The sequence below is a fragment of the Streptomyces endocoffeicus genome, from assembly GCF_016741935.1.
Lineage (GTDB): Bacteria > Actinomycetota > Actinomycetes > Streptomycetales > Streptomycetaceae > Streptomyces > Streptomyces endocoffeicus.
This window is the reverse complement of sequence record NZ_JAERRG010000037.1, coordinates 58,470-78,711: the sequence shown is the minus strand read 5'-3', so window position 1 is coordinate 78,711 and position 20,242 is coordinate 58,470. Positions and strand designations below refer to the sequence as shown.

General features: G+C 73.2%; 12 protein-coding genes and 1 other RNA gene. 4 read left to right on the top strand and 9 right to left on the bottom strand.

Translation table 11 applies throughout. The annotated features are described in order from the left end of the window. The first annotated feature begins 168 nt into the window (after positions 1-168). Both JK364_RS47170 and JK364_RS47165 read left to right on the top strand, forming a co-directional pair. Positions 169-621, top strand: a complete 453-nt coding sequence (locus JK364_RS47170) for an effector-associated constant component EACC1 (RefSeq protein ID WP_201857605.1) — start codon at positions 169-171, stop codon at positions 619-621. After that, entirely contained in the window at positions 618-5,216 is a 4,599-nt protein-coding gene (locus tag JK364_RS47165) for a caspase, EACC1-associated type (protein WP_201857604.1), read from the top strand. The genes JK364_RS47170 and JK364_RS47165 overlap by 4 nt, the downstream gene beginning before the upstream one ends. Positions 5,217-5,291: 75 nt before the next feature. Here JK364_RS47165 and ssrA read toward each other — a convergent pair. The 5 genes from ssrA to ftsE form a co-directional block, all read right to left on the bottom strand. Continuing rightward, positions 5,292-5,662: a transfer-messenger RNA gene (gene ssrA, locus JK364_RS47160) on the bottom strand. Between the two features lie 116 nt (positions 5,663-5,778). Then, the gene (smpB, locus tag JK364_RS47155; RefSeq protein WP_201857603.1) at positions 5,779-6,258 is read right to left on the bottom strand and encodes an SsrA-binding protein SmpB; all 480 of its coding nucleotides are present in this window, start codon (positions 6,256-6,258) and stop codon (positions 5,779-5,781) included. 18 nt (positions 6,259-6,276) lie between these two features. Then, positions 6,277-7,488, bottom strand: coding sequence for a S41 family peptidase (locus tag JK364_RS47150; RefSeq protein ID WP_201857602.1), 1,212 nt, complete (start codon positions 7,486-7,488; stop codon positions 6,277-6,279). Between the two features lie 68 nt (positions 7,489-7,556). Continuing rightward, entirely contained in the window at positions 7,557-8,468 is a 912-nt protein-coding gene (gene ftsX / locus JK364_RS47145; protein WP_020870885.1) for a permease-like cell division protein FtsX, read from the bottom strand. Positions 8,469-8,477: 9 nt separating this feature from the next. Beyond that, positions 8,478-9,167 carry a cell division ATP-binding protein FtsE gene (gene ftsE / locus JK364_RS47140; protein WP_201857601.1) on the bottom strand — a complete coding sequence of 230 codons (690 nt, stop codon included), beginning with the start codon at positions 9,165-9,167 and terminating at the stop codon, positions 8,478-8,480. Between the two features lie 330 nt (positions 9,168-9,497). Between ftsE and JK364_RS47135 the strand changes: the two genes are divergently transcribed. Next, complete coding sequence (locus JK364_RS47135) at positions 9,498-9,692, top strand: hypothetical protein (protein ID WP_201857600.1); 195 nt, start codon at positions 9,498-9,500, stop codon at positions 9,690-9,692. 124 nt (positions 9,693-9,816) lie between these two features. On the opposite strand, the gene JK364_RS47130 is transcribed toward JK364_RS47135, so the two are convergent. The 4 genes from JK364_RS47130 to JK364_RS47115 all read right to left on the bottom strand — a co-directional run bounded on the left by JK364_RS47130 (position 9,817) and on the right by JK364_RS47115 (position 15,247). Next, positions 9,817-10,494, bottom strand: a complete 678-nt coding sequence (locus tag JK364_RS47130) for a PT domain-containing protein (protein ID WP_201857599.1) — start codon at positions 10,492-10,494, stop codon at positions 9,817-9,819. A gap of 291 nt (positions 10,495-10,785) precedes the next feature. Continuing rightward, positions 10,786-11,898 (bottom strand): peptide chain release factor 2, encoded by a 1,113-nt coding sequence (gene prfB / locus JK364_RS47125; RefSeq protein WP_201857598.1) that lies wholly within the window; start codon positions 11,896-11,898, stop codon positions 10,786-10,788. Positions 11,899-11,938: 40 nt separating this feature from the next. Continuing rightward, complete coding sequence (locus tag JK364_RS47120) at positions 11,939-13,279, bottom strand: serine/threonine-protein kinase (RefSeq protein WP_201857597.1); 1,341 nt, start codon at positions 13,277-13,279, stop codon at positions 11,939-11,941. 270 nt (positions 13,280-13,549) lie between these two features. Then, positions 13,550-15,247, bottom strand: coding sequence for a serine/threonine-protein kinase (locus tag JK364_RS47115; protein ID WP_201857596.1), 1,698 nt, complete (start codon positions 15,245-15,247; stop codon positions 13,550-13,552). A 634-nt stretch (positions 15,248-15,881) separates the two neighbouring features. Between JK364_RS47115 and JK364_RS47110 the strand changes: the two genes are divergently transcribed. Then, complete coding sequence (locus tag JK364_RS47110) at positions 15,882-20,060, top strand: FtsK/SpoIIIE domain-containing protein (protein WP_230993611.1); 4,179 nt, start codon at positions 15,882-15,884, stop codon at positions 20,058-20,060. Positions 20,061-20,242 lie beyond the last annotated feature (182 nt).

Sequence of the window (20,242 nt, the reverse complement as noted above, 5' to 3'; positions counted from 1 at the left end):
GCCATCCGCCAGTCGTTCGCCCAACTGCGAACCCTGACCGCCGCCAACAGAGGCTGATCGCCTGAGCGAACCATCGTCCGTCATGGCGTGAACGGGTCTCTCTCCTCAGCCATGGTTGCCAATACCATCCCGGGACAACCTACGCGAACCAGGCCACCGGGGGAGCCCATGCGTATCGGCTTGACCGTCCGTGCCGACGACGAACGGAAGCCGTCTCCGGACGGGGACACCGGCGGTGCGGACTCCGACGACCTGCGCCGCTGGCTGGCCGGACAGCCGGGGCTGCGCGGCAGAGTGCGCAGAGCCACCGATTCCGGTCCGCCGCCGGGAGCCATGGGTGCGGGAACGGACGTGGTTCTCGCGCTGCTGGAGCCCGGTGGCGTGGCCACGGTGCTGGCCGGGTCGGTGGTGACCTGGTTACAGACCCGACGGGGGAGCCGGACCGTCACCCTCACCCGTCCCGACGGTACGGAGATCACCGTCAGCTCCGCCGAGGTCGCACCGCTCGACGCGCACCAGGCGATCGAGCTGGCGGAGCGGCTGGCGGCCGCCCTCGAGCAGGAGGGGCGCGCCGCGGCGGGCGGGGGCGCGGAGGCCGACGGTACGTCACCGGCGCCATGACCGACGCCCGGCCCCTGCCCGGCGTGCCCGGGCCCGGCGTGCCCGCGGCCGGCACGCCCACGCCCGCCGTACCCGCGCCCGGCACGCCCACGCCCGGTACTCCCACGTCACCGACCGGTCTGGCCGCGCCGGGGGCCCGCGCGGTGCTGGTCGGTACCGGTGAGCACGCCCCGGGCTCCGCCCTGCCGGCCCTGCCGAGCGTCGGGGCCACGCTCGACGACCTGGCGCGGGTGCTGCGCGACGGCTGCGGCATGGCCCACGTCCACCGCGTCCCGGCGGGCGCCGCGCCGACGGAGGTCGTGGCCGCGGTGGAGGACGCCGCGGCCGAGGCCACCGGGCCGGTGCTGTTCGTGTACGTGGGGCACGGCATCCTCGGTCCGGGCGACGAGTTGTACCTCGCCACCCACGCCAGCCTGGCCGACGACCGGATCTCCGGCTCGGTTCCGTACCGGACCGTGAAGGATCTGCTCGGCGGCGCCCTGGGCGGCAGTGTGGTCGTGCTCGACTGCTGCTTCTCCGGCCGCGCCACGGCCCCGGACGGGCGTGAACGCGCCCCGTACGCCTCCGCGCGCCCGGACGGCAGCTTCCTGCTCACCTCCGCCTCGCAGTTCGCGCTCTCCTTCGCCCCCGAGGGCGCCCGCCACACGCTGTTCAGCGGGCGGCTGCTGCGGCTGCTGGAGGATGGCGACCCGGGCGGCCCGCCCTGGCTGACGGTCGAGTATCTGCACGGCGCGCTGGACCGGGCGTTCCGGGACGGGCCGGTTCGTCCGCACGGGCAGAGTGAGGGCAGGCTCGGCGGGCTCGTGGTGGCCCGTAACGCCGCCTACCGCGCCGACGCGGTGCCGCCCGGCGAGCCACCGGCCGATGTGCCGTGCCCGTACCCGGGCATGCGGTCGTTCGGGGCGGCCGACCAGGAGTGGTTCTTCGGGCGCGAGGAGCTGACAGAACGGCTCGTGACGGCCGTGTCCGATCCGGCGCGGGACCACCCGCTCGTGCTGGTGGGCGCGTCGGGCTCGGGCAAGTCGTCGCTGCTGGGCGCGGGGATGCTGGCGAGTCTGGAGGCCCGGCACGGCTCCGCGGGGGACGCGGTCCCCTGGCCCGCGCTGCTGCTGCCGGGCCCCGGCGCCGACCCGCTGGAGGCCCTCGCCGAACGCTGGGCGCGGGCCACGGGGCGGCGGCGGGAGGAGGTGCGGGACGCCTTCGGGGAGGGGCGGTTCCCCGCGCCGGAGCCCGGCCGCCTGGCCTGCCGGCTGCTCGTGGTCGACCAGTTCGAGGAGGTCTTCACCCGCTGCGAGGACGCCGAGCGGCGGGGCCGCTTCATCCGGCTGCTGTGCGGTCGCCCGGCCGGACCGGGCGACCGGCCCACGGTGGTCCTGGCACTGCGCGCCGACCACTACGGCGACTGTCTGGCCCACCCGGAGCTCGTCGATGCCCTGGACCACGGGCAGTTCACCGTGGCGCCAATGGATCTGGGCGCCCTCCGCGCCGCGATCGAGCGCCCGGCCGCGCGGGCGGGCCTCGTCCTGGAGGACGGTCTCGTCGACCGGCTGCTGTCGGACCTGCGCCGGGGCGGCGGGGCCGCGGGAGCGGCACGGGACGCGGCGGCCCCGTTCCTCGCCCACGCCCTGGTGGAGACGTGGCGGGAGCGCGGCGGCACGGTGCTGACCCTGGCCGGCTACCAGCGCACGGGCGGGATCTGGCAGTCCGTGACCACCTCGACCGACGCGCTGTACCAGGCGTTGCGGGAACCCGAGCGACACGTCCTGCGCCGACTGCTGCTGAGCATGGTGCACCTCACCCCGGCCGGCGAGGTGGTGCGCCGCGAGGTCGCCCCGGCGGACCTGCTGAAGGACGGGAGCGCCGAGGACGTACGGACGGTCTGGGACCATCTGGTCCGCAGCCGGCTGGTCACCGTCGACCACGACGGCGCGCGGTTCTCCCACGACGCGCTGCTGCACGCCTGGCCCACGCTGCGCTCGTGGATCCGCGACGCCCGCGCCGATCTGCTGGAGCACCAGCGGCTCGCGGAGTCGGCCGCCGTCTGGGAGGAGCACGACCGCAACCCCCACTACCTCTACGCCGGTTCACATCTGGACCAGGTCCGCGGGCGACTGGAGCCGGACCGCGCCGGGAACACCCCCGGAATCGCGCTCACCACCGTCGAGCGGGAGTTCCTGACGGCCGGGGCCGAGTCCGCACGGCGCGGCCGCCGCCTGCGCATGGTGTGGCGCGGCGTGGCCGCCTGCGTCGCGCTGCTGCTCGTCGCGATCGGCACGGTGGCGTACGTCGAACGGGGCGAGTCCCGGAAGCGGGCGGACGAGCTGGCCTCGCAGCGCATCGCCGCCCAGGCCGGCGCGCTGCGGGACCAGGACCCGGCGACGGCGCTCGATCTGAGCCTGGCCGCCTACCGCCGCTCGCCCACGGTCGACGCGCGGTCCGCCCTGCTGCGGTCGGCGCTGTCCCTCACCCCGCCGGTGCCACTGCGGGGACACTCCCGCGAAGTGATCAACCTCGCGTACCGGGCGGACGGAAGGGTGCTGGCCAGTTCCTCGACCGACCGCACGGTCCGTCTGTGGCACACGGCCAACCCTTACCGGCCGACGCCGGGTTCCGTACTCCGGGTGGGTGGGCCTCCGGCCCTCGCCTGGCATCCGGACGGCCGCCTCCTCACGGCGAGCACCAGGGAGGCGCTGTACGTCTGGGACGTCCGGGACGCCCGGCATGCCCGGCGTCTCGCCCGGGTGCCGGTGCGGGACGGCCGCGTCTTCGCGGCGGCCCTCAGCCCGGACGGCCGGACCCTCGCGGTCGGCGCGGAGCACGGCCGGGTGTGGTTCTGGGACCTGCGCGACCCCCGGCACCCGGTCCGCACCGTGGTGGCGGGCTCGCGTCGCGGCAAGCCCGTGGAGGCCGTCGCCTTCGAGCCGGGCGGCAAGGTCATGGCCACGGCGGTGGGCGACGGCACCGCGCAGCTGTGGAACACCACCGTGGCACGTCACCCGAAGCCGGGCACGGTCATACGCGGTGCCCGTGTGCTGTCCCTGGCGTTCAGCCCGGACGGACGGCGGCTGGCGGGCGGCGGGGCGTCGGGTGAGGTGGCCGTCTGGAAGGTGACCGACCCGAAGCGCCCCCACCGATACCCCGGTACGGGACCGGTCACCGACAAGGTCCTGTCGTCGATCGCCTTCAGCCCGGACGGACAGTACGCGGCGGCTTCCTCATGGGACGGCACACCGCACCTGTTCACCGTGCGTGACGAGACGACCAGCTCGGATCCGCTGCTGGAGTCCGCCACGCTGCCCCGCACGGGCAAGGCCGCCGAGCGGGACCTGTCCCTCGCCTACCGCCCGGACGGACGCGGCATCGCCGTCGGCGGCTCCGACGGCCTCGTCCACCTGTGGAACCCCCCACCGGACTCGGTTCCCGGCACCACCGACGAGGTCGGTTCGGTCAGCGGCTCCCACTCCGATCCGCGAGGGCGGTTCCTCGCCACCTCGGCCGGGGACCGTACGCACATCTGGCGGCTCGGCGCACCGGGCAAGCCTCCCACCGAGGCCGCCGTGCTCCCCAGGCCCTGGAACAAGGCGCGCTTTCTGCCGGGCGGACGCACGCTGATCGCCCAGACCGCGGACTGGAAACGGCTGAAACTCTGGGACTTCCGGGGCGGCCGGCTGCGCCCCGGGCACGAATTCCGGCCCGCGGCGCGTACGGAACGCTCCATGACCTTTGCCGCGGCCGCCCAGGATGGGCTGCTGGCCGTGGCCGACCCGGCCACGCGCACCGCGACGATCTGGGACATCCGCAGTGCGGCGCGGCCGAAGCGGCTGAGCGGGCTGCCCGTGCCCGAGGACGGGTTCACCATGGCCTTCTCCGGCGGCGCCCGGGTCTTCGCCGTGCTGTCCTACACGGCCCAGTTGTGGGACCTCACCGATCCCCGGAACCCGCGGCGCGCGTCTCGCGTCGGCGCCAAGTACGAGGACGTGCCCACGGCGATCAGCTCGAGCGACGGACGGCGGGTGCTGGTCACCGAGCCCGGAGCGGGCGGGGCGAAGCAGGCCCATGTGTGGTCCGTATCCTCGCGGGGCAAGGCCCGCATGCTCGGCACGGTCGACGCGGAAGCCCTGACGCTGCGCCTCGTCTCCAGCCGTCTGCTGGCGGGCATCTCCTCGTCCGGGCGGCCGGCCCTGTGGTCCCTGGACCGCCTGGGGACCACGATCCCCATGCCTGGCCCGCTCGGCACCATGGACGACCTCACCGCCGACGGCACCCTGCTGGTCGCGTGGGAGAAGTACGGAGGGCCGGCGCTCTGGCGGCTGGCGGCGGAAGATTCGCCTCCCGGTGACGCGGAACTCCTGGCCCTCACCTCCGGTGTCGGTGATGTGTCCGTCAAGGACTTCACCGAGCAGGGGGACGCCATGATCGTGTCCCCGAGTTCCTCGTTCTCCCCGCTGTCCGCGCTGGGAGCGGGGACGGTCCTGGTGGGCGTCGAGTTCTCGCGGCTGGCCGGGATGCTCTGCTCGGTCCGCCGCGCGGCGACCCCGGACGCCCGCTGGCACCGGCTCTTCCCGGACCTCGACTACCGGGACCCCTGCGGCTGACGGGCACGAGGCACCGGGCACCGACACGACGAAGGGCCCCGCCGTGGTGGCGGGGCCCTTCGTCGTACATGGGATGAGTGGAGATGGCGGGAATCGAACCCGCGTCCAACGGTGCGGAATCAGGGCTTCTCCGAGCGCAGTCCGCTGTGATTTTCTCGGCCCCGGAGATCACGCGGACAAGTCTCCGACGGGCTCAGTCACTGTTTGATTTCCCACTACACTCCGTGACCGGGTCTAGTGGTTTAGTTCCCTAGTCGATGCCAGGATCCGGGTCGGGAACAGCCCCGGGCTGACACTTCGCAAAGTCGCTACTTAGGCAGCGAGGGCGAAGGAATCGCGCTTGGTGTTGGCGATTATTGGTTGCGACATATGGTTTACGAGATCATTGCCGCTTCCTCGGCTCGCTTCCCCTGCTTCGACAGCCGCTGTCGAAACCGATCATCCCCATGTTGTGTTTTCAAAGGTGGTGCCACGCCCTCGGTGGGGCGCAGGGCCATCATAGGTGAACAACGCGCGACAAGGCCACATCATTCCCGCCGCCCGGGGCGCGGCTTCCGGCTGGTCAGGCGCGCTCGCGGCGGCGGGCCGCCGAGATCGCCCGATCGGTCTCGCGGCGGTCCTGCTTCTCGCGGAGGGTCTGGCGCTTGTCGTACTCCTTCTTGCCCTTGGCCAGCGCGACCTCGACCTTGGCCCGGCCGTCCTTGAAGTACAGGGCCAGCGGCACCAGGGTGTGGCCGGTCTCCTGGGTCTTGCCGATGAGCTTGTCGATCTCCGCCCGGTGCAGCAGCAGCTTGCGCCGGCGGCGCGCCGAGTGGTTGGTCCAGGTGCCCTGGCTGTACTCGGGGATATGCACGTTGTGCAGCCAGGCCTCGCCGCCGTCGAGCTGGGCGAAGCCGTCCGCGAGCGAGGCGCGCCCCTGGCGGAGCGACTTCACCTCGGTACCGGTCAGCACCAGACCGCACTCGTAGGTGTCCAGGATGTGATAGTCGTGCCGCGCCTTCTTGTTCTGCGCGATCAGCTTGCGACCCGTCTCTTTAGCCATGGTCAGGCCATTCTCGCACTAGGACCCGCCCCCGAGGCCACTCAATACCGTGCGCGCCCGCGCCTCCGCGGACGGGCCGTCGTCGCCCTTGACCGCCAGGTCCGGGTCGATGCCCTCGCCGTCGACGTTACGCCCGGCGGGGGTCCGGTAGTGGCCGACGGTGAGCTCGGCGACCGAGCCGTCGGGGAGTTCGCTCGGCATCTGGACCGAGCCCTTGCCGAAGGTCCTGGAGCCCACGACCACGGCGCGGCCGCGGTCCTGGAGGGCGCCGGTGAGGAGTTCGGCGGCGCTCATGGTGCCGCCGTCGACCAGCACCACCAGCGGGCTGGCGGTGTCGCCGCCCGGTCGCGCGTCGAGAACTCGCTGGTCACCGCGGACGTCATAGGTGGCGACCAGGCCACCGTCGAGGAAGGAGGAGGCGGCGGTGACGGCCTCGGAGACCAGTCCGCCGGAGTTGCCCCGCAGATCGAGCAGTATGCCGTCGCCCCGGGGGATGGAGCGCACCGCGTGCCGGATCCGGTCTCCGGTGCCCTTGGTGAACGAGTCGACCTTGATCCGGACGGCGCCGGGTCTGTGGTCGTCGTAGCCGCTGAGCCGGTCGACGGTCACCGGGTCCGTGGTCATCCGGGCCCGGCGCAGCTCCTGCGTCCATTCGTGGCCGCCGCGCCGCAGCCCGAGCTCCACCCGGGTGCCCGGGGAGCCGTCGGCTGGGCCGCGCAGCAGGGCGACGACCTCGGTGACGGGCCACCCGGTCACGGCTCTGTGGTCGACCGTGCGCAGCCGGTCACCGGCCCGGACCCCGGCCTTCTGGGCGGGGCTGCCGGGCTCGACCCGCTCCACCGCGATCCGCCCCTGGGCGTCCCGGCGGGCGGAGATCCCGACGCCGACGTAGGCGCCGTCGAGGGTCTGGCGGTAGCCCTCGTACTCACGGGCGCTGTAGACCGCGCCCCACCGGTCTCCGCTGCGGCTCACCACCTCACGGGCGGCCTTGGAGCCGGACTTCCCGTCCTCCTGGGCCGCGGCCGCGGCCGCCTTGACCTGGTCGCTCTCGACCGCGCCGACGTAGGCGCGGGCCGGTATCCGGGCGGCTTGGGGGTCCCGGCGCGATCCGGGCTCGACGCCCCAGGAGCCGACGGCCGCTCCGGTGGCGAGCACGCCGGCGAAGATCAATGTCAGGGCGGCCCCGCGGCGAATGCGGCGGGGATGGACGAACAAACACGGGCCCGACATGCCGGTGAGTGTAGGGCACCAACAGGCGCCGTACCGGGCGTTATCCGGTACGGCGCCCTAGGCGAATGTCACACCTTGAGGTACTTGCGGAGCGCGAAGAACGCCGCGAGAGCGGGCATGAGCAGGCCAATCGCCAGCACCAGTGGCAGCTTCGCCAGCACCGCGTCCCAGCCGATGAAGTTGATCACATCGATCTTGTCCACCAGCCAGTTGTTGACCAGGAAGTACTGCCCGCTCACCAGCAGTACACAGGCGAAGCCCGCGCCCAGCAGCCCCGCGATGGCGGCCTCCATGATGAACGGCATCTGGATATAGAAGCTGGACGCGCCGACCAATCGCATGATCCCGGTCTCCCGGCGGCGGCTGAACGCCGACACCCGCACGGTGTTGACGATCAGCATCAGCGCGACGATCAGCATCAGCGTCATCACGCCGAGCGCCGCGAAGTTCATGCCGTTGAGCAGATTGAACAAGTCGTCGACCAGGGCCTTTTGGTCCTGGACCTCCTGCACCCCGGGCCGGGCGGCGAAGGCCGTGGAGATGACGTCATAGCGCTCGGGGTCCTTCAGCTTGATACGGAAGGACTCCTGCATCTGGTCCGGGGTCAGGGAGTCGGCCAGCGGTGAGTCGCCGAACTGCTCCTTGTAGTGCTTGTACGCCTCCTCACTGGTCTCGAAGTGCACCGACTCGACGATATTCATCTGCTTGAGCTCGGACTCGATCTCCTGCTTCTGCGCCTCGGTGACCGCGCCCTTGGCGCAGTTGGCCGAGGTCTCCTTGTCGTTCTTATTGCAGAGGAAGATCGAGACGTTGACCTTGTCGTACCAGTAGCCCTTCATCGTGCTCACCTGCTCGCGCATGAGCAGGGACCCGCCGAACAGGGCGAGCGAGAGGGCCACGGAGACGATGACCGCGAATGTCATCGTGAGATTGCGGCGGAGACCGACGCCGATCTCCGACAGGACGAACTGGGCGCGCATGGCGTCCTTTCAGTGCTGGTAGCCGTAGACGCCGCGGGACTGGTCGCGGACGAGGCGGCCCTTCTCAAGTTCGATCACGCGCTTGCGCATCTGGTCCACGATCTGCTGGTCGTGCGTGGCCATCACGACCGTGGTGCCGGTCCGGTTGATCCGGTCCAGCAGCTTCATGATGCCGACGGAGGTCTGGGGGTCCAGGTTTCCCGTCGGCTCGTCGGCGATCAGCAGCATCGGACGGTTGACGAACGCGCGGGCGATGGCCACCCGCTGCTGTTCACCACCGGAGAGCTCGCCGGGCATACGCTCGTCCTTACCGCCAAGACCCACGAGATCGAGCACCTCGGGAACGGTTTTCCGAATGGCGCCGCGCGGCTTGCCGATCACCTCGAGCGCGAAGGCGACATTCTCCCCGACCGTCTTGTTGGGGAGCAGCCGGAAATCCTGGAAGACGGTCCCCAACTGGCGGCGCATCTGCGGCACCTTCCAGTTGGACAGCCGCGCGAGATCCTTGCCCAGCACATGGACCGCGCCATGGCTGGCGCGCTCCTCGCGGAGCAGCAGCCGGAGGAAAGTGGATTTTCCCGACCCCGAGGAGCCCACCAGGAAGACGAACTCGCCCTTTTCGATCTCGAGCGAGACATCCCGGAGTGCGGGACGGGTCTGCTTGGGGTATGTCTTGGATACGTTGTCGAATCGGATCACTGATGCACCACGGTCGACCTGGGTAGCGGTACGGGCTGCAGCCGAAGCGGCTCCCGTCGGTGAGCGTGACCATACGCGAAGCGCGCATGGGCGCGCAGTCCGCCGTCCGGCGTGGGTGGGTTTCTTCACTGCACTATTGGGGTCAAACGGTTGACAAGCCGCCCGTCGGGGCGGCCGAAACGGCCACGAAACCGGTACGGATGCGGCACGGAATCGTGCGAGGCGCGCCGAACCGGACGGAAGCTGGCACAGTGGAAGGGGAACGAACCCATTTCCCTGAGCGTTGGCCCCGTGTCTACTGCGGCACCGCCGCGCGGGAGGAGAAAGCGCATGACGTACGACAGGCTCGTCTGCGCCAACTGCGCGAGCCCCGTCAGCGAGGGCCGCTGCCCGGTCTGCCGGGCCAGCAGGGAGCGCCTCCAGCAGGAGGGCATGTTCGGCGGGCTGACCCCGGCCGCGCTGATAGCGCTGCTGGTGGCGCTCATCACGGTGGCCGTGCTCGCGCATGAGATGGCGACGGCGTAACGGAGCGATACGAGGCGATACGCCGGATATGGCGCCCCTGAACGCACCGGGGGCCCGATAAACGCACAAGGGGCCCGGAGCGCTTAGCGCTCCGGGCCCCTTACCGTGCGTGAGTCGCGCGCGATCAGGCCACGTTGTTACGGTTCACCAGACGCGGCACAAAGCGGAAGCCGATACCACCGGCGATCATCGTCGCGGCGCCGACCAGCAGGAACGTGGTCTCGGAGGCACCGGTCTCGGCCAGCTGCTCCTTGGCCTTGCCCTGCTCCACCGGCTTGGAGCCGACATTGTCGGTGCCGGTGTTGTCGTCGCAGTTGGTGCTGTCGAGGTCCACCGTGCAGGTGCTGTCGTCGCCACCGCCACCGCCGCCGGTGCCACCCTGGCCGGGCGTGCTCGGCTGAGCGGTCGGACCGTCGGTGGGCTCGCCGGTCGGCTCGCTGGTCGGCGGCTTGGTCGGCTCGTCCGTCGGCTCGCCGGTCGGCGGCTGAGTGGGTTCGGTCGGCTCGCTGGTCGGCGGAGTCGGCTCGCCGGTCGGCGGGGTCGGCTCGCCGGTCGGCTGAGTCGGCTCGCCCGTCGGGATCGAGGTCGGCTCGTCCGTCGGCTCGTCGGTCGGGTTGGGCTTGCCGATGCCGACGCCGACATCCAGACCCTTCTCGTCCGCGTTGGCCGAAACGTTCACGCCGCCGATACCGACATCAACACCAACGGCCGATGCGGCGCCGGCGGCGGTGAGCGACGCGCCGGCGGCGATCACCGCACCGGCCGCTATTCGCGCAACGCGCAGCCGCGTCTTCTTCGTCATCTGCCTGCTACCCCCAGTAGCTGTACTCGTCAATGGAGCAGCTATGCACGGGGCAATGGCTCGGGGTGTCTCTAAGTCCGCGGGCCTCTATCCCTCTGAGGCGGTCCGCCGGCCCCCGTGCAACACGCGCCCCAGTCATACGCATGCCGCGCGTCAGCCTTCCCAGTTTTCAGACCACCGTCAAGGCCATTGCACGCGAGATGTCCGCTATGGAAGTCCTTGCCGCATGCATGGGTACAGGACTGTGACCAAAAACGCGGTGTGCGCGGCCGGTTGGGGCGAGCGGGAAGGTTACTTCCCCTGCTCCTGCTGCTTGCGCCAGCGGATCCCGGCCTCCAGGAAACCGTCCAGCTCACCGTCGAGCACGGCCTGCGGATTACCGACCTCGAACTCGGTGCGCAGGTCCTTGACCATCTGGTACGGGTGCAGGACGTACGAACGCATCTGGTTGCCCCAGGAATTGCCGCCGTCGCCCTTGAGCGCGTCCATCTTGGCCTGCTCCTCCTGGCGGCGCCGCTCGAGCAGCTTGGCCTGGAGGACGTTCATCGCGGTGGCCTTGTTCTGGATCTGCGAGCGCTCGTTCTGACACGAGACGACGATGCCGGTGGGGATGTGGGTCAACCGCACCGCGGAGTCGGTGGTGTTGACGCCCTGGCCGCCGGGGCCCGAGGAGCGGTAGACATCCACGCGCAGCTCGGACTCGTCGATCTCGATGTGGTCGGTCTGCTCGACGACCGGCAGCACCTCGACGCCCGCGAAGGAGGTCTGGCGGCGGCCCTGGTTGTCGAACGGCGAGATCCGCACCAGGCGATGGGTGCCCTGCTCGACCGAGAGCGTCCCGTAGGCGTACGGGATCTGCACGGCGAAGGTGGTCGACTTGATGCCGGCCTCCTCCGCGTACGACGTCTCATAGATCTCGGTCTTGTAGCCGTGGCGCTCGGCCCAGCGCAGATACATCCGCTGGAGCTGCTCGGCGAAGTCGGCGGCGTCCACCCCGCCCGCCTCGGCGCGGATGTTCACCAGCGCCTCACGGGCGTCGTACTCGCCGGACAGGAGGGTGCGCACCTCCATCTCGTCGACCGACTTGCGGACGGCCTCCAGTTCGGCCTCGGCCTCGACGCGCGCGTCGTCGTCGCCCTCGTCGGCGGCGAGCTCGAACAGCACCTCGAGGTCGTCGATCCGGCCGCGCAGCTCCTCGGCCCGGCGCAGGTGCCCCTGGAGATAGGAGAGCTTGCTGGTGACCTTCTGCGCGTTCTCCGGGTCGTCCCACAGGGACGGGGCCGCCGCCTGCTCCTCGAGCACGGCGATGTCGGCCCTCATCTTGTCGAGGTCCAGGACGGCCTCGATCGACCCCATGGTCGAGGAGAGGGACTTCAGCTCTTCGGATACATCGACGACTGCCACGGGACCAGCGTAACCGCTACCGAAGACTGACCGTCCCCGGTCATGGCGTACCGGGGTCCTGGGAGGCGGAGTGCTCGCCGCCCTTGGGCGGGTCACCGCCGTCGTCGCCGCTCGCCGCCAGCCATCCGCCGAGCGCCACCGCGACCAGCGCGGCCAGGGTGACCGCGGCCACCTTCAGCCGGCGGCGGCGCAGCGCGCCCGCGACCGCGGGGTTACGGGCCGAGCCCGCCCGGCGCTGGCCGTGTACCCGGGGGGCGCGCGCGGTGCCGTGGGCGCCGCCCGCGAGCTCGTCCGCGCTGGGCACTCGCATGCTGGTGTGGGTCTCCCGGCTGGAGTCCGGCACCGCGCCCGGGACCAGCGGCACCGCGCCGCGCCGCCGCGGGGGCGTCCGCGGCGCGGGCCCGGCGGCGGGGACGGAGACGCCGCGGTGCGGGGTCTCGGCCTCCGCGCCCTCCCGCTCGCCGCCCTCCTGCTGCTCATCGGGCTCGTCGATGTCCAGCGGCGGATATCCGGCCAGGCCGGGCAGCAGTTCGCGCAGCCGGGCGGCCAGCTCGGAGGCGCGCAGCCGGGAGGCGGGCGCCTTGGCCAGGCACTGGAGGAGCAGCTGCCACAGCTCGTCGGGGATCCCGGGCAGCGGCGCGACGGTCTCGGTCACATGGCGGCGCAGGATCGCGCCCGGATGACCGCCGCCGAAGGGCGTGAAGCCCGCCAGCATCTCGTACAGGACCGTCGCCAGGGCGTACACGTCCACGCTGGCCCGGGGCGGCAGCCCCTCGACGATCTCGGGGGCCAGGTAGTCCGGGGTGCCGATCACGCTGCGCGGGTTCGGCGAGCGGCCCTGGGAGGACGTCCGGTCGCGGGCGGGCTGGGCGCGGATCGGGGTCGGCTCGTCGACCAGCCGGGCGATGCCGAAGTCGGTGAGCAGGGCGGGGTGGGCACCGCCGGGGCCGAGCGGGCCCTGCATGTCCAGCAGCACGTTCTCCGGCTTGACGTCGCGGTGGACGACCCCGGCGGCGTGCGCGGCGGCCAGCGCGTCGGCGACGTCCGTCGCGATCGCGACGGCGGCCTCGGGGGCGAGCCGGCGCTCGCGGTCGAGGCGGGTGCGCAGATCCGTACCTCGGATCAGGTCCATGACCAGCGCGAGGTCATTGCCGTCGACCACCAGGTCGCGCACCCCGACCACCCGGGGGTGGTCGAGGCCGAGCAGTGCGGTGCGCTCCTGGACGAAGCGCTCCACGAGCTCCTGGTCGGAGGAGAGGTCCTCACGCAGGAGCTTGATGGCGACGGGTCCCTCGGGCCCGTCACCCAGCCACACCGCGCCGGCGCTGCCGCGCCCCAGGAGCTGATGCGCGGTGTACCGACTGCCGATCTTCCGTGACAAGACTGCTCCGAATCCTCCGACAAGGGGGGCACGTTGGCGACAAAGCTACGCGGCTACTGGCGCGTTGGGTGCACCAGACAACGCCAACTGTCACTTCTGCGGCGGAAAACACCCTTCGGATGTCGACAAATCACCGGAGTGGGAGGTACGGAGGCGGAGATACGGGGTCGGGAACGGGCCCGGAGACGGGCCAGGACCGGAACCGTAGACGGCCCAGGACCGGAACCGTAGACGGGCCAGGACCCCGGTCCCGAACAGGACCGGGGCGGATCAGCTGCTGGGGCCGCCGAGGTCCTCGATCCACTGGCCGATGTCCTTGGCCCAGCCCGAGACCGCGTCCCAGTAGCCCTTGCCGTCGGCGATCCAGTCCTTGAGCGGGCTCAGCTCCCAGACCAGCCAGGAGCCGATGACCAGGACCACGATCACGAACAGACAGCCCTTGAGACACCCCAGGCCCGGGATCTTCATCCGGTTGGGGTTGGAGCTCCGCTGCCGGGGCTCGCGGCGCGGCTCCGGCTGCTGCGGCGGCGGGGCGTAGCGCTGCGGCTGGGGCTGCTGGGGGTGGTGCGGCGCCGGGGCGTACTGCTGGGGCTGCTGGTACTGCTGCGGCTGCTGGCGGCCCCGCCGACGCTGGGGCGGCTGCTGGGGCTGCTGGTACTGCTGCTGCTGATACTGCTGCGGCGGCGCGGCGCGGTGGGGGCGGCGGCGCAGCGGGTCCTCGCTCGGGTCGAGGTACTGGACCTGGGTCTGCTCATTGCGGTCACGGGCCGCGCGCATCTGGTTCTGCCAGGGGTGCGGATCGTCCTGGCCGGGCCCACCGGGCGGTACGGGCGGCATGGCGCGGGTCGGATCGGCGCCTCCGCCCGGTCCGGAGCCGCTCGGCAGCACCTGGGTGGGGTCGGCGTTGGCCCCGGCGTTCGCGCCTGTGGTGGGCATCACATTGGTGGGCGCGGCGGGGTCGTACGAGGGGGTGCCGCCCGGGGCGTTCGTGGGGAGCGCCTGGGTCGGGTCGGCCGAGCCCGCGGGCGCGGTGTCCGGGACCGGCGCGGGCGCCGGGTCCGGGGCCAGCAGCGCGGCCACACCGAGCGCCGCCTCGGCCTGCGCGGCCGAGGCGTGGACGCCGACACCGGCGGCGACCACGCGCAGCGCCCGGCCCAGGCTCTCGGCGCTCGGGCGCTCCTCGGGCCGCTTGCGCAGACAGCGCTCTATGACGGTCCACAGCGGCTCGGGCACGGTCGAGGGGCGGCGCGGCTCCTCGCTGAGGTGGCGGTGGAGCACCTCGAGGGCGGTGTTGCCGGCGAACGGCGGACGGCCGGTGACCAGCTCGTAGAGCATGATGCCCGCGCCGTAGATGTCCACCGCGGAGGTCTGCGGACGGCCCTCGGCGGACTCCGGCGCCACATAGGCGGGGGTACCGACGAACTCCTGGGTGCGGGTGAGGCCGGGCGAGTCGGCGAGGCGCGCGATGCCGAAGTCGGTCAGCATCGGGTGCATCTCCTGGCCCTCGCCGGTGCCCGCGAGCAGCACGTTGGCGGGCTTCAGATCGCGGTGCACCACGCCGTCGGCATGGCTGGCGGCGAGCGCGTCGGCGATCTGGGCGGTGAGGAGGGATGCGGCCATGGGGGTGAACGGGCCGTTGCTGCGCAGGTAGTTGTGCAGGTCCGGGCCGTCGATCAGATCCATGACCAGGGCCAGCAGATCACCCTCGACCACCAGGTCGCGGGTGCGGACGATGTTGGGGTGGGTGAGCCTGAGCAGCACCGAGCGCTCGCGGAGAAAGCGCATGACGATGTCCGCGTCGTTCGCGAGCTCCTCCTTGAGGACCTTGATCGCGACGGTCTCGCCGGGCTGCCCGGCCACGGCCGCCTCGGCCCCCGCCGTCTCCCGCTGGCTGGCTCGCCAGACGGTGCCCGTGGCTCCGCGCCCGAGCGGCTCCTCGAGCAGGTATTTGCTGCCTACCGGCCGCACGTCATGCGCTCCCTGATCGTGGTCTTACATCGGTGGACTGCGATGGTCTGCTGGGTGATCTGCTGTGTGGGTCTGCTCTGGTGCTCGTCTTGTTGTACTCGTCCGCCCCACTGTAATGGCGACGCACGGTGAGCCCTATCCGATCACCACACGAAGGTCCGGCGCGGGGGTCCCCACCGGGGTCCCTACCGGGATCCGGCACCGGGTCCGGTCCGTGGGAAGACGTGTGATCCGGACGGATGGTTGCCGCCGATTGCCACTGGTTGCCAACGGTGGCCCGGGTCGCTCGTTGACCGCTCAATCGCCGCTCAAACGGGCGCGGCGAGGCGCGGAGGGGCGCGGCCGGGCGGCTTCCCTCACCTCAAGGGCGGCTCAAGGGCGGCCGTTCCGGTCGCAATCAGCCAGTTTCGGCCGACTAGCCGACCAATCAAGATCATGTAGCGCCGGGCGGCGGGCGAACTGTCGGTGGCAGGTGCGAGGATGCAGGCAGCACGGAAGCGCCGAGCGCCGGGAGGCTCACGCTCCGTGACCCGTACGACCCCGTACGGACCTGTACGTGCCGAAGGGCCTGGGGGCGGTGGTGGGGGTCGGCACCCCTGCCCGGCCCCCCGGACAGAAGGGACCGTTGACGGCGATGCAGATTCGGCTGACCGTCCTCGGGCCGCGCAGCGCCCACCCGGGCCGTTCCGGCCACCATCCTGCGCCCGCGTCCGGGCCGCACGCCCTCGTGGGCGCGGTGGACGTCCTGGTCACCGCGCCCGTCGGCACCGCCCTCGCCGCGGTGGCCGGCGGGCTGGCCGACGCGGTCGCCGCGGCCGGGTACGAGGCGGGGGGCTCCGGCGGAAGCGGCGGCGCGGTGGTGCTGTACGCGGGGGGTGAGCGGCTGGACCCGCAGCGCTGTGCGCTCGGCGAGCCCCCGCTGGTGGACGGCGCGGTGCTCTCCCTGCACGGCCCCGCCGACCCCGACTCCGACCACTACCCCGGCTACCCCGGCCTGCCCGAGACCGCCGTCGCCGACGCCACGGTCCACCTGGACGTGGTCGCGGGGCCCGACGCGGGCGGCGTCCATCTGCTGCACGGCGGCCAGGTCCGCATCGGCCGCTCCGCCGACGCGGACGTCCCCCTGGACGACCCCGACGTCTCCCGGCTGCACTGCGCGGTCACGGTCGCCGCGGACGGCCGTGTGACCATCGCCGACCTGGGCTCCACCAACGGCACCGCCGCCGACGGCGTCCCCGTGGGCCCCCAGCCGGTGCCCCTGGAGCCGGGGGCGCTGCTGCGGATCGGCGAGTCCGCCCTGCGGCTGCGCGTCCCCTCCACGGCACCGGCGATGCCCTCGGCCCCCACCCGCCTCCCCGTCCGGGCGGACGGCGAGGGCCACCTCCGCGTCACCCCCGCCGGTGACCACCCCACCCACACCAAGGCCCCCTGGACCGGCGCTCCCCGGCCCGCCGCCCCCACCGACACCACCCAGGGCCCCTGGACCCCTCCCACCCGCCACCCCGGCACGGGCTGGACGAGAGTGGGCCGGCCCGACCACGAGTCCCACGCGGCCCACGACCGGGACGGCGCCCACGGGAGCGAGGACGGCTGGGGCCCCGGTGCGGGAGCGCCCTCCGGGCCGCGCGGCAGTAGCGGCAGTAGCGGCAGTACAGACGCCGGGCCGCGCGGCGACGCGGGCACCGGGCTTCGCGGCGACGCGGGCACCGGGGCCCCGGGCGGGCCGGGTTCCCACGGCCACCGGAGCGACGGCGGGTGGGGCCCCGGCGAGGGCGCGCCCCCCGGGCCGCGCGGCGACGCTGCCGGACGCGGCCGGGGCCCCTCGGCCCCCGGCGCCCAGCCGTACGAGGACCCGTCCACCGCCCGCACCAGACGCAGTGAGCGCACCCCCGGGGCCGGAGCCGCCGGACAAGGCCCAGCGGGGCAGCCCGCACGAGCCGACCAGGGCCGACCCGGCACGGGCGGCAGCGCGCATCCGGCCCACGGCCCACGGCCGACCGGCAGCCGCCACTCGAACGCCGCCCAGGACCACCGGCCCACACCCCGTGGAGCCGCTGGCAACCCGGCGGGTCCCGGTGGCACCCCTTACGACGGCGCGGCCGCGGGCCGCGGCAGGCCGGACGAGGCCGAGGCGGGTTACGGCGACGCCCCGCACGCCGGTCGGCCGTACGGCCGAGGACGCGGCGAGGAGAGCTCGCAGGGGCCCTCCGTCGACGCGGGTTACGGCGGCGGGTCCGGACGGCGGGGGGCCGGGGAGCATACGCATGGCGGGGGGTATGCGCTGGATGCGCCGGGGGCGCAGGCTCGGCGGCGGGGTATAGGGGCCTGGGTGCGGCAGTTGGCCGGGGGGAAGGCGGCCGAGCGGGGCGAGGTGCGGGAGGACCAGGGCGCGGCGGCGCGGGCGGCCGCGGAGGCGGAGGCGCTGCAGCGGCGGTGGCCGGATCCGGCCACCCTGCTGATGACGGCGCTGGGGCCGGGCTCGCGCCTCTGGGAGCGCGCCCCCGGGCATCCGGACGCGCTCACCGTACGGCTCGGCTCGGCCGACCAGCTGACGGCCGAGGGAGGGCCACTGCCCGCCGCGCCCGTGACCGTCGATCTGCGGCAGTGCGGTTCGCTGGGTCTCGCGGGCCCGAGGACGCGGGTCGCGGGGCTCGCCCGGTCCGTCGTGGCGCAGCTGGCGGCCCTGCACTCACCGGCCGCGCTGGAGATCGTACTGATCAGCGGCGAGGAGCGGCTCGCGGAATGGTCGTGGCTCGGCTGGCTGCCGCAGGTCCAGCCGTTGCGCGGGCAGGACTGCAGGCTGCTGCTCGCGTACGACGTGGAGCAGGCCGCGGCCCGTACGGAAGAGCTGACCCGGCGGCTGGAGGACGGGCCGCTGGGCCCCGGCTGGGCGAGCGCCTCCCCGGCCGCCGCGCGGTCCGTGGCCACACGCCACTTCGGGCCGTACACCGTGGTGGTCGTGGACGGCGCCCCAGGTCCGGGCGCGCTGCGCGACACGCTCGCCCGGCTGGCGGTGAGCGGTTCCGCGGCCGGAATCCATCTGCTCTGTCTGGCCGAGGCGCCCGCCGCGTCGCCCACGTCCCCGCTGCCCATGAGCTATGAGGCCGCGCGTTCCGCGTCCGCCGCGTTCGCGGCGTGCGGGGTGGCGGCCGTGCTGAGCGGTGATGTGGCCACCGGGCTCCAGATCGTCCATGGGGACGGGGCCGCGCCCGGCGCGAGTGGGGTCAGCGGGATCACCGACGCGACCGGCGCCACCACGACCGTCACCGTGGACGCGGTGTCGGCGGCGTGGGCCGAGCGGTTCGCGCGGGCGCTCGCGCCCCTGCGCCCGGCCGCCTCCGCGCAGGACGGCGCGTTCGGCGGCTCCGACGGGCCGCCGACCGTCCCGCTGCCGGACTCGACGCGGCTGCTGGACGAGTTGGGGCTCGCGCGGGCCACGCCCGCGTCCCTGCTGGCCCGTTGGGCGGCCACGGCGGACGAGGTCCCGGCGGGCGGCCGGGCGCTGGCCGTCCTCGGCGCCGGTCCGCGCGGCCCGCTCGCGGTCGATCTGGCCGCCGAGGAGGGTCCGCACGCACTGATCGACGGCGCGGCGGGCACCGGAAAGACGGAGCTGCTGCGCTCGTTCGCCGCCTCGCTCGCGGCCGCCGAACGGCCGGACCGGCTCGAGCTCATCCTGGTCGACGGCGCCGGGGCCGAAGCGGGCGAGGGACTGCGGGTGTGCACGGATCTGCCGCATGTCTCGACGCATCTGTCGGCCACCGACCCGGTACGCATGCGGGAGTTCGCGCAGGCCCTCAGCTCGGAGCTCAAGCGCCGCGCCGAACTGCTGGGCCGGCAGGACTTCACGGATTGGCACGCCCGGCCCCACCACCCCGGCGAGGCCGAGAGCGGCGGCGGCGACAGCGGCGACGACGCGGGTCCGGGCAGCACCTCGGGCGGCACCAGGGGCGCCAACACGGGCACGTCCGGCCCTGGCGCGCCGAGTGCGGCCGGTGCGCCCCGGGTTGTCGCGCCTCGGCCGCCCGGCGATATCGACCCTCCCCCGAGCGACACCCTCCACACGCTCAATCTGCGCGCCCAGCGCACCCGCACCGAGAGCTCGGCGCCCGCCCGCCCTCGTTCCCTCCTCCCCCGTCTCGTCGTGATCGTCGACGACTTCGACGCGCTGGTGGCCCCGGCTCTCGGCAGCCCCGGCCGTCCCGCGTCCGGTTCGGTCGTCCGGGCGCTGGAGGCGATCGCCCGTGACGGCGCGCGTCTCGGGGTGCATCTGGTCGTCGCGTCCGGCCGTCCGGACCGTACGGCGGACACGGCGGCCGTCGAGCGGGCCGCGCTGCGGATCGCCCTGGACGCGCGCCCACTGAACACCGCGGCGCCCGCACACCCAACCGGCCCCACGCACCCCACCGGCCCCGCACACCCCACCCACTCCGCACACGCCGCCCATCCCCCACACCCCGGCGAGCCCGGAAGGCCCGGTACCTCCCCCGCCGCATCGACACGCTCGGTCACATCCACCCCCGGCGCCGCAACCGCCCCGGGCGGCGATCCGGCGCCGGGCCGTGGGCGGCTGTTCCGCCCGGATGACGCCGCCGGAACGCCGTTTCAGGCGGGCCGGGTGACCGGACGGATACCGCGGACCGCGACCCAGCGGCCCACCGTCGTACCGCTGGAGTGGCGGCGGATGGGCGATCCGCCCGCCCGCCGGCCGCTGCGCGAGCTCGGGAACGGCCCCACCGACCTGGCACTTCTCGCCAGTGCGCTGCAGCGCGCCGCGCAGTCGGCGGACGCGCCCACCGCACCCGCGCTGATCTGACCGGCCCCGCCCGCCACCGCCCGTACCTTCCCGATAGCCGTCCGATTCCCGCCCGTTTCGCGTCCGTTCCCGCCCGTTCCCGACCGTTCCCATCCCCCCTGGCCGAGTTTCCGATCCGTTCCGGCCATCCTCCTGTCTGTCCCACCTATGCCGTTTCACGGCGACTCTTCATCACGGCCCGG